We start from the raw sequence: 9,218 nt of genomic DNA, 5'->3' as shown, positions 1-9,218 counted from the left end.
TAGGTGTGTGAGAAGCTTTTTCTTTGGTTATCTTAGGAAATTTATTAATCTTTATAAGAACATTTTAAGAAAATAAAAAAGCTTGTAGAGAAAAACACCCACTTTCTCTACAAGCTGAAGCTAACATTCTTGTTAGCTTTTTTCTATTTTTCCTTCTTTACAAGCTTTTTGCGATCCTTCAGACCCGGCGGCTGCTCCAGCCAATTGTTATTTATCATAATATCCGCACCGTTTTTTGCAAAGTCTGCAATTTCTATAGATAACCTTTCATAATTTACCATTAAATCTGCCCGTTGACTTGCTGCTGCCGCTGTTGCGTAATTACCCGAACCTGCTGCACTAAGCAATGACATTTGGAACATCATCAATTTATCAGAGTATGTTTGTGATGTAGAATCACTTACACAAACATCCGGAGAACCAGGTGCTATGATATCACTCTCAGCCAATATTTTCGTAAAGATTTTTACATGTTTTTTTGAAATGTCGCTTCCTCTCATCATATATTCCTGTACTTCCTTATTTTGAGATGTCTGTCCAAAGCTTAAACATAATTTACTGCCGATTGAATTGGTTTGGATATTCATGTATAAATGAGAAATTTCAATCGCGTTTAATGGACGTTTCTCTGAAAAAGGATTTAATCCACTGAGATATTTTTTCGTTTCCACATAATCACTTTCCTCTGGTACTTCTATGTACGGCGCTTTGATATAAAAACCCTTTTTGTCAGCAATTTCAAGAGTGGAGTTATATAAATTTGCCGCCTTTTGCAAACATTCTGTATAGAAATGTCTTGTATCTTCTCGTACACACATCGCCAAACAACCTGAATACCCAAGCATGGCAACCTTTGACATGTGATTAACATAGATAAGGATAAATGTGTCGGAGTATAATTTTTGTGCATTTGTATATAAATCTTCATTTGTAAATCCAACTGGTTTAGCATATTTATGTTTCCGGAAAAATTCTGTTAAAAAATTCAAATTATGATTCGCCAGATCATAAGATTGCTGAACCCCTGTTTTTATTTCACTATCCTCTATATCAATCAGCATATGTGATAACATCGTCTTCACCATGCTCTCGTTCATATAGGTCGTCCATAGAGATGCAATCTCAGTTGAGGTAAGTTTGTTATAATCTTCAGACACGTAAACCCCTCCTTCTGCCAATGTAGAATTTTTTTTATATTCTTTCCTGTCTTTCCTCTTTTTATTTCAGTCATTTAGCAACTGGTATATCTTATAGTATAAAAATAATCATGACGCTAATGATACTATATATGGACGTGTGTGACGGAGGTTTTAAATATGCATTTTGGACAAATAACAATTGAACTTTTCTTTGGATTTATTGCTCTATTTGTTATCACAAGAATATTAGGAAAAACACAAATCACACAAATTACAACCTTTGACTTTATCTCTGCCCTTGTTTTGGGTGAATTGGTCGGGAATGCCGTTTTTGATGATCAAGTTAGTATAGCTGAAATATTTTATGCTGTATTCATTTGGGGACTTCTCATTTTCATCTTAGAAATGATTACACAAAAGTGGAGTAGAACAAGAGGATTTCTTGAAGGAAAGCCAACCATTATTATAAGAGAAGGACAAATACAAAGAGACAGCTTAAAAAAGTGTAAGCTGGACATCAATCAATTACAACATTTAATTCGATCTAAGGGTGTATTCTCTATTAGAGAGTTGGAGTATGCTGTTCTTGAAACAGATGGAACCGTCAGTATTCTAAAAAAAGCAAAATTTGAAAATCCGACAAAGTCAGATCTTCAAGTGAATCAGGAAAACGTTCACATCCCTATTACAATTATTAGCGACGGCAAAGTTTTGAAGGAAAATTTAATTGAAGCTGGTTTTAATTACACCTGGCTTGAGCAGCAATTAAAGCAACAAAATATTTTTCGGACAGAGGAAGTTCTCTATGCAGAGTGGTTAGAAGGGAAAGGATTACATGTTCAGTCATTCTAACATCATCAAAAGAGGGACTGGTTTCAAATGAAGCCGGTCCTTTTTTCATAGTTAAACATATTCATTCAAGTGTTTCCCTTTTCCTGTATATGTTGCTACATAGTTATTCTGCTTCATTTTTTCTTTTAAGATATCTGCAAACTTTTGTTGTTCTGCCTGTGGGCTTTCACGGAGATGACGAGTATTCAGAGTGACTCCAGATGTTGGTATAACATGTGCATAATGTTGTTGAACTGAGACAGATCGATTAGCGTATTGAGTGTATGTATCATGTTGTATCGGTAAGATATATCCCATTTTTATCACCTCTTATTCTTTATTCCCCATATAATTGGAAGGTTAAACCATTTTCTTTCACTTTTCGTTCAGTTCTCGTTCTGTTATCATAGATTTTGTCGCTTCATTTATTCGCTTATACTAAATTTCTATATACATACGATGAACTATCCTATTTTAAGGGAGGAGGACAACAATGAATTCAGCAAAAATAAAGAAATCAATCATCTCCTTAACACAATTACCTCAGCAGGAAATCCAAAGAATCTATGAAGAATCTTTAAAAGAGGCAGTCGTTTGCAGGTGCTGCGGAAAACCGGTGAAGCTGTATTTAGGCATTAACCATCCTCCCTATTTTTATCACTCAAACAGAGAATTAAATGAAACATGCCAGAAGCAATTTCAGCTCGATTTTCCCAAACAAGAAGAAACACCAACTCATGAAACAATAGAGAACGACACTGCGCAAAATGGGTTTCGGTTACCAAAATCAAGAAGTATTGCTACAGCTGATAAAAAAGAAACAACAAAATGGTCTAAACCAAAAATTCTTAAAGGAAGAACTCCCTTTTCAGTAAAAGTAAAAGCCCCTGCGTCCCTATTGGGCATTCCACTAGATGTGGAACAAAAAGAAGCTGTCACAACGACTGAAGGACCTTTGCTTATTTTAGCCGGGGCCGGTAGTGGAAAAACACGTGTATTAACAACAAGAGCTTTATACATGATTGAAGAAAAAAAGATTTCACCTACATCGATGATGCTTGTCACCTTTACAGCAAAGGCTGCAAAAGAAATGCAGCAACGGCTTATTGCAAACTCTTCTGTCCAGGCTTCAAAGCTTAATCAATTGGTCATTGGAACATTTCATAGTATCTTTTATAAAATCCTTATCCACCACGATCGTGAGAAGTGGAATAGTCGACACCTGTTAAAATGGGATTGGCAAAAGGAAAGCTATCTAAAAGCCTCCTGCAGAGAATTAGGAATTGATGAAAAGGACTTTCCATTTGACCAAGCAATTCAACAAATCGGTTATTGGAAAAATACCATGCACATGCCCCAGTGTATAAAGCCTGCTGATGATTGGGAGCAAACCGCACTCACTCTTTATAGAGAATACGAGGATCAAAAACAACAGCGCGGTCAATTTGACTTCGATGATATGCTAGTAAAATGCTATGAGCTACTAAATGAAAATCCTGTTCTTTTATCTTCTTATCAACATCGGTTTCAGTATTTTTTAATAGATGAATTTCAGGATATTAATCCTGTGCAATATAAGCTTATTAAGCTATTATCCAGTCATACTAACAATCTATGCGGTGTCGGAGATGATGATCAAACTATTTATAGTTTTAGAGGCAGTCAACCGTCATTTATTTTAAATTTCAAACAAGAATACCCATCAGCAAAAGTGATTACACTCTCTGCTAATTATCGTTCTGATCATCAAATTGTCTCAACAGCAAATGATGTTATATCAAAAAATAAACAAAGACTCAGTAAGCAAATGATCGCACAATATGAAACGCCACACTCACCTGTTGCCTTTTTTCCATATGATGAAGAGGAAGAGGCTACAATGATTCTGCAAGATATGAAGGAGAAAATTGAAGCAGGAACAAAACCTGAGGAATTTGCCGTTTTATATCGTACACATACAGGTGGACGAGCAGTGTTTGAACGGTTTGTTCAATCAAGCATCCCATTTACTATTGAAAAGGGACAATCATCCTTTTATGAAAGAAAAATGGTACGTGGTATTTTATCCTATCTTCGCCTTAGTATGAACTCTGATGACAGCTCCGCCATAACGGAGTTGATACGCGCTTTATTTTTAAAACAATCGGTTCTCAATGATGTCAAAGCTTTATCCATCCTGCATGACTGCTCACTTGTTGAAGCTCTATTGCATGTAAATGGACTGCCTGCATTTCAAAAAGCAAAGCTAAAGAAAATCATCCCAAGGATCAACTCTCTTCAGCATGAAAAACCGGCTGTCGCATTAACGATCATTGAAAAAGATTTAGGATTTGTTGATTACTTAAAGAAGCAAGGTAATGAAGGAAATGCAATGGAAAAGGGCTCGGATGACTTGAATGATTTAAAGGTAGTTGCGAAGAAATTCATGACTGTTACTGATTTTCTCCAGCATGTTGACCATATGATTGTGACACAGCAATCGTTAAAAACATCAACACAGGAATCCGGAGTCCAGCTTATGACGATTCACCGTTCAAAAGGCCTTGAATTTAAATATGTCTATGTATTAGGTGTTGTCGACGGCTCCCTACCACATGATTTCGCTTTGGAGTCGGCTCGAAAGGAAAAGTTCGAACACCTTGAGGAAGAACGACGATTACTTTATGTGGCGATGACGCGGGCAAAAGAACATTTATATTTGTCAGTTCCCTCTTATCGGAGAGGACGAAAGGCTGTCCCTTCCCGGTTTATACGGGGAATGATGAAATAAGTTAGAAAGAAGCTGCTCTAATGCTTATTTCATTTACAAAATCAGCTCATTCTTGTAGACTTCCACTAGTTTTTTGGATTTCAAATTTTTTTCAAGTTTCTTGCAAATTCTTAATCTATTTTGCAAAAGATAGCTTCTTTTTGCAAAACTTAATTTTCTACCCTACTATAAAGGGTCTGACCAAAGTCAGACCCTTTTTTCTGTTTACTTCTTATTTATCATCTTAGAAATCGTATTAAAATCCAATTTCTCATTTCCGTTAACAATAGAGTTAACGATTTTATCTTCCATTTGCTTGTTAACTGGTTTATTGGCAATCTTAGAAACTCGTTGAATGACGCTGCGTACTGTTTTTTCATCTTTAAAGTTTGCACCTTGTAATGAGTTAGCTAATGAGAAAATATCATTCATATTAACGCCAGTTTTTCCTTCAAGATTCTTAAAGAATTTGCTATCCATTTTCCCGCCTCCTTAATTCATGATATTATCGTATGGAATTCCAATTAAAATGTGATAGGAAATTCATCTTTTTAATAAAATTCAAGCATTCCTGAACTCTTTAAAAAGACGAAAGTACGAGCAGCCTACCATGCTCGTACTTGGTTCGTCATTAAAGCTTCACACATTAGTTATAAAAAGATGCACCAACAATGATTAAAAGAATGAACAATACTACGATTAATACGAAAGTACTTCCGTAGTATCCGCCACCGCCATAACCATAGTTACCACCACCGTAGCCGTAACCCATGAGCATAAGCACCTCCTCTACCCTAACTTCTTTATAATCTATGTAGGGATTGAGGAAACGGTGTGGACGAATAACAGTGTTTTTGCCTTAATTTCACTTTGATTTTGACTTTACCCATTTTTCATATTCTACTGCTGCGCTCTCCATTCGATATTCAAAATCTTCTGTTGTTTGGTCTAATGTATTTAATTGGTCATGCAGTTCAGCCAGTTTCACATCTTCTCCAGACTGAATCCGATCATGCTTTTTCATAGTAGAATTCAGCCATCCTTCAAAAAACAGTTCTAAAATATTCATTTTTCCTCTCCTGTTTATGGCTTTTTTAGTTGATCATCATAATAATCTGCATATAGATTCCCATCAGAGTCGAGTTGAGCAAGGTATACATCCTTCACATTTCTTTTTTTCTCCTTCAGCTTACTCCTCACCCAATCTAAACTATAGCCACCCTCATAAATCGCACTTTCTAAGTAGTTTCCATCCATAATGACCGTTAACGGTGTTTTTTGTTTTGGACCTTCTCCGAAAAAATCTTCCCATTTTGTTGGCTGCTTTTCTTTTTTTAATAAAACACTTAACTCCCCATTCGTCTCTAATATGGCAAACTCAACATCAGAAACTTGAAAGATATTTTTCTTGCGCAGCTGTTCAAGTAATTCATCTGTACTATATTTTTCGTACTTTAGATTTTCTTCTAAAATTTTGCCATCCTGAATGAACGTAGTTGCTTTTCCTTCAACAACATCTCGAAATTTCTTACTTTTAAGTGAGATATAAGATATGACAAGGGGAAATAACGTCCATATTAAGATAGAAACCACTCCGTTCAAGATATTTAATTCAATATCCATCGTGATGGTCCCGGCAATATCTCCTACTGTTATGCCAACAATATATTCAAAAAAAGATAATTTGGATAATTGCTTTTTCCCAAGTAACTTCGTAATAAAAAAAAGACCACCGATAATGCAAAAAGAACGAATGACTACTTCAATCCAATCTGGCATATTACTATCTCCCTAACTTTTGGAATAAAAACTAAATTTAGTATGTGGATATATATGTAAAAATATGTAATGTGTTTTTTACCATTAAAAAGAGACTACTTTATCTAAGTAGTCTCTCCATTCAAACCTATTAAAAGCTACACACGTTTATTTTTCTTTCCACATCCGCAGCCACTCTTTTTTACCTTTTTAGGTTTTGACACAGAGATCATTTGATTCGAGTTAGTAGGTCTTCCGGAAGGATTCAAGTTTGCCTTTTTCATGATTATCCCACCTTCCTATCGATTTAATATAGCTTTTAGACGTTATGCTGAAGAAGTCAGTTGTTCTTTTTACCGTCTGCAGTCATTTAGCATCTATATCTCATCTTATGTGTAATTGCTTTTATGTTTCTATGTGTTTTGCCTATTCTATTAATTTCCCTACGATAGATTCAATGATTCCGGCTAATCCCGCAATGGCTAAAATCACAAGTAATGGTTCGGCACCTATTGGCCAAAACCACCACAATCCGCATAAAAAGGCTGTACACCAGACCCCTGTACACCAATAACAACTTAATAATTCACCGATCCATGCCCGTATTCCTTTTCCTTTAATTTCGATATAAATTTCGGTTTCACCGTTTTCGTTTATCTCTTCAATTTCACGATGGAATGGACTGCGAATAAAGGAGGTGATTTTATCGAAAACCATTAATCTCGTTAACCGAAAAGATGCCAATGCAATGATCAAAAATTCTACCCATGTGATCATCCCCTCCCACCTTTCTAATCATAATCTTTATACATTATGAAGGCATTTTTATTTTATGAACTTGGACATGTTAATTTTTTTATGTATAGGCCAAATCCCTAAACAGTCATTTGTCCATCAGCATTTATAAGAAAAATGGGTGCAAACCTGTATGTTTGCCTCATTCAAAACCTAGTGAATCTGCATTATATACAATTAAAAGGGAACACAGCATACCTCACGATTTTTTCCTCCCTAAACGTCCCATCGTAACGGTTAATCGTTGTGACCCCTTTTTACCTCTTATCGTGAAAGGAGTGAATTTGGATGTCAACTAGATGGTCTGCCTTAGATGATTGCAAATGTAAGCACAGTAACTCAAATACAACACAAGATGCGGTACAAACAAATGAGACAGTTCAAGTTTCAGAGGAATTTATCCACATTAAAGATTCCTGCAACGTTGATATTAAATCAACAGACACACAAGTAGCTGTTTCATTACAAGCAGCAATACAAGTAGCAATTGCATTAGTTATTAACTTAACAATTGCTGACAGCGCACGTGCTGAGCAAGTAACTCAGGATTTATTACAAAACTCTGTGATCAGGCAAGCAAATAAACAAAAAGTAATCATTGAGAATTCCCGTGACGTTACGATTACAACAACAGATACAGATGTAGCCATTTCTCTCCAGGTTCTAATTCAAATTTTACTAGCATTGTTAGTATCAATTGATATCCTATAAAACTGCCAGAGATAAATAAAAAATCTTTATGGGGAAGGGGTCGCTATGCGCTATTTCCCCTATCCATTTATGTTATGGAGGTGAACAACATTGTCTAATGATAAATTAAATCTTCAAGACATCTCACAAACAATGATGCAACTATTCGTTCAAGACGTATTAAGCAAAAATAACATCTCAGATGAAAGTAAAAAGAAATTAACGGACGACCAAAAGGAGCAGTTAAAAAAGGTAGTAGCAGATCTTCAAGCACAAGTGAATGAATTTGTAAAAGGAGCTCAGGCAAAGAAAGAAGAGCCTGAAAAAGTTGACGAAGCACCAAAAAACATGACACTGCGTGACATGTTGAAAAATAAAAAGAAAGACAAATAAACTAAAAATGGGTGAAAACACCAAGATGTTTGTCTTATACAAAAATAAAATCCTGACATTTAATAATAGTACATCGAAAGGAGGAATTAAAACATGCAAGCAAAACCATATGAGTGGGTTGCATTAGACCGTAATTCTTGTCATCCAACACACTGTGATTGTCATCATCACAACAACAATAATAACAATGAGGTGGCTGGAGCTAATGTTGGCAACTTCTTTGGCGACGATGCTCAAGTATCACAAGTAGCAAATCAAGTAAGCGAAACAGAGCAAATTTCTTCTGAAACTATCATCGTAAGAGATTCTTGTGACATTGATATTAAATCAACTGATACTCAAGTAGCTGTTTCCCTACAAGTAGCACTTCAAGTGGCAATCGCACTTGTTATCAACTTAACAATCGCTGACAGCGCTCGTGCAGAGCAAGTAACTCAACAATTACTTCAAGAAGCAGATATGAAACAAGTTAACAAACAAAAACTAGTCATTGAAAATTCAAAAGATGTAAAAGTTACAACAACTGACACAGACGTTGCAATCTCACTTCAAGTTCTTCTTCAAATCTTAATCGCACTAGTTGTTAACATCGACATTTTCTAATGACAAGAAGCAGGGGCTGCCCTGCTTTTTTATTTTTATGTTTTTATCCCCAACTGATAAAAGATCATATTATATGTGTATCAGCTATTTCTATTGTTATTAAATTGTTTCCCATAGATTGTTGCTTTTAAGATACTATAATAACACTATAGTGAAATGGAGTGGATGACACTCGACTCCTGCGGGAGATGAGGAAAGGCCGAGACCCCGCAAGCGAAGCTGAGGAGGCTCTGCTTCCTCCCCGGAGCATGGAGTGTCTG

General features: G+C 35.7%; 13 protein-coding genes. 5 read left to right on the top strand and 8 right to left on the bottom strand.

Translation table 11 applies throughout. The annotated features are described in order from the left end of the window. Nucleotides 1–143: 143 nt before the first annotated feature. Nucleotides 144–1,157, bottom strand: a complete 1,014-nt coding sequence (locus LC095_RS24045) for a DUF3231 family protein (RefSeq protein WP_226530502.1) — start codon at nucleotides 1,155–1,157, stop codon at nucleotides 144–146. Nucleotides 1,158–1,316: 159 nt separating this feature from the next. Between LC095_RS24045 and LC095_RS24040 the strand changes: the two genes are divergently transcribed. Then, nucleotides 1,317–1,991 carry a YetF domain-containing protein gene (locus tag LC095_RS24040; RefSeq protein WP_226530501.1) on the top strand — a complete coding sequence of 225 codons (675 nt, stop codon included), beginning with the start codon at nucleotides 1,317–1,319 and terminating at the stop codon, nucleotides 1,989–1,991. 51 nt (nucleotides 1,992–2,042) lie between these two features. Here the strand turns inward: LC095_RS24040 and LC095_RS24035 are convergent, their stop codons facing one another. Beyond that, nucleotides 2,043–2,288 carry a hypothetical protein gene (locus tag LC095_RS24035; RefSeq protein WP_226530500.1) on the bottom strand — a complete coding sequence of 82 codons (246 nt, stop codon included), beginning with the start codon at nucleotides 2,286–2,288 and terminating at the stop codon, nucleotides 2,043–2,045. A 175-nt stretch (nucleotides 2,289–2,463) separates the two neighbouring features. Between LC095_RS24035 and LC095_RS24030 the strand changes: the two genes are divergently transcribed. Then, nucleotides 2,464–4,740 (top strand): ATP-dependent helicase, encoded by a 2,277-nt coding sequence (locus tag LC095_RS24030; protein ID WP_226530499.1) that lies wholly within the window; start codon nucleotides 2,464–2,466, stop codon nucleotides 4,738–4,740. 204 nt (nucleotides 4,741–4,944) lie between these two features. Here the strand turns inward: LC095_RS24030 and LC095_RS24025 are convergent, their stop codons facing one another. The 6 genes from LC095_RS24025 to LC095_RS24005 all read right to left on the bottom strand — a co-directional run bounded on the left by LC095_RS24025 (nucleotide 4,945) and on the right by LC095_RS24005 (nucleotide 7,254). Next, on the bottom strand, nucleotides 4,945–5,199 hold the full coding sequence (locus LC095_RS24025; protein WP_026561091.1) for a stage VI sporulation protein F: 255 nt from the start codon (nucleotides 5,197–5,199) through the stop codon (nucleotides 4,945–4,947). A gap of 166 nt (nucleotides 5,200–5,365) precedes the next feature. After that, nucleotides 5,366–5,497, bottom strand: coding sequence for a YjcZ family sporulation protein (locus tag LC095_RS24020; protein WP_372496303.1), 132 nt, complete (start codon nucleotides 5,495–5,497; stop codon nucleotides 5,366–5,368). An 87-nt stretch (nucleotides 5,498–5,584) separates the two neighbouring features. Next, entirely contained in the window at nucleotides 5,585–5,788 is a 204-nt protein-coding gene (locus LC095_RS24015; RefSeq protein WP_226530498.1) for a hypothetical protein, read from the bottom strand. A 14-nt stretch (nucleotides 5,789–5,802) separates the two neighbouring features. After that, complete coding sequence (locus LC095_RS24010) at nucleotides 5,803–6,498, bottom strand: DUF421 domain-containing protein (RefSeq protein ID WP_226530497.1); 696 nt, start codon at nucleotides 6,496–6,498, stop codon at nucleotides 5,803–5,805. A 137-nt stretch (nucleotides 6,499–6,635) separates the two neighbouring features. Beyond that, nucleotides 6,636–6,761 (bottom strand): hypothetical protein, encoded by a 126-nt coding sequence (locus LC095_RS26980; protein ID WP_264196186.1) that lies wholly within the window; start codon nucleotides 6,759–6,761, stop codon nucleotides 6,636–6,638. A 142-nt stretch (nucleotides 6,762–6,903) separates the two neighbouring features. Beyond that, nucleotides 6,904–7,254 carry a DUF1360 domain-containing protein gene (locus tag LC095_RS24005; RefSeq protein WP_078435166.1) on the bottom strand — a complete coding sequence of 117 codons (351 nt, stop codon included), beginning with the start codon at nucleotides 7,252–7,254 and terminating at the stop codon, nucleotides 6,904–6,906. A gap of 306 nt (nucleotides 7,255–7,560) precedes the next feature. Between LC095_RS24005 and LC095_RS24000 the strand changes: the two genes are divergently transcribed. The 3 genes from LC095_RS24000 to LC095_RS23990 all read left to right on the top strand — a co-directional run bounded on the left by LC095_RS24000 (nucleotide 7,561) and on the right by LC095_RS23990 (nucleotide 8,958). After that, nucleotides 7,561–7,983: a spore coat protein gene (locus tag LC095_RS24000; RefSeq protein WP_026561087.1), complete on the top strand. Its 423-nt coding sequence runs from the start codon at nucleotides 7,561–7,563 to the stop codon at nucleotides 7,981–7,983. 90 nt (nucleotides 7,984–8,073) lie between these two features. Next, nucleotides 8,074–8,355, top strand: coding sequence for a hypothetical protein (locus tag LC095_RS23995; RefSeq protein ID WP_226530496.1), 282 nt, complete (start codon nucleotides 8,074–8,076; stop codon nucleotides 8,353–8,355). A gap of 93 nt (nucleotides 8,356–8,448) precedes the next feature. After that, nucleotides 8,449–8,958 carry a spore coat protein gene (locus LC095_RS23990; RefSeq protein WP_226530495.1) on the top strand — a complete coding sequence of 170 codons (510 nt, stop codon included), beginning with the start codon at nucleotides 8,449–8,451 and terminating at the stop codon, nucleotides 8,956–8,958. The last annotated feature ends 260 nt before the right edge of the window (nucleotides 8,959–9,218 follow it).

This window comes from Metabacillus niabensis (assembly GCF_020524345.1).
In the GTDB taxonomy this organism is placed as follows: domain Bacteria; phylum Bacillota; class Bacilli; order Bacillales; family Bacillaceae; genus Metabacillus; species Metabacillus niabensis_B.
The sequence above is the reverse complement of the archived record's forward strand: the minus strand, read 5'-3'. Positions and strand labels throughout refer to the sequence as shown.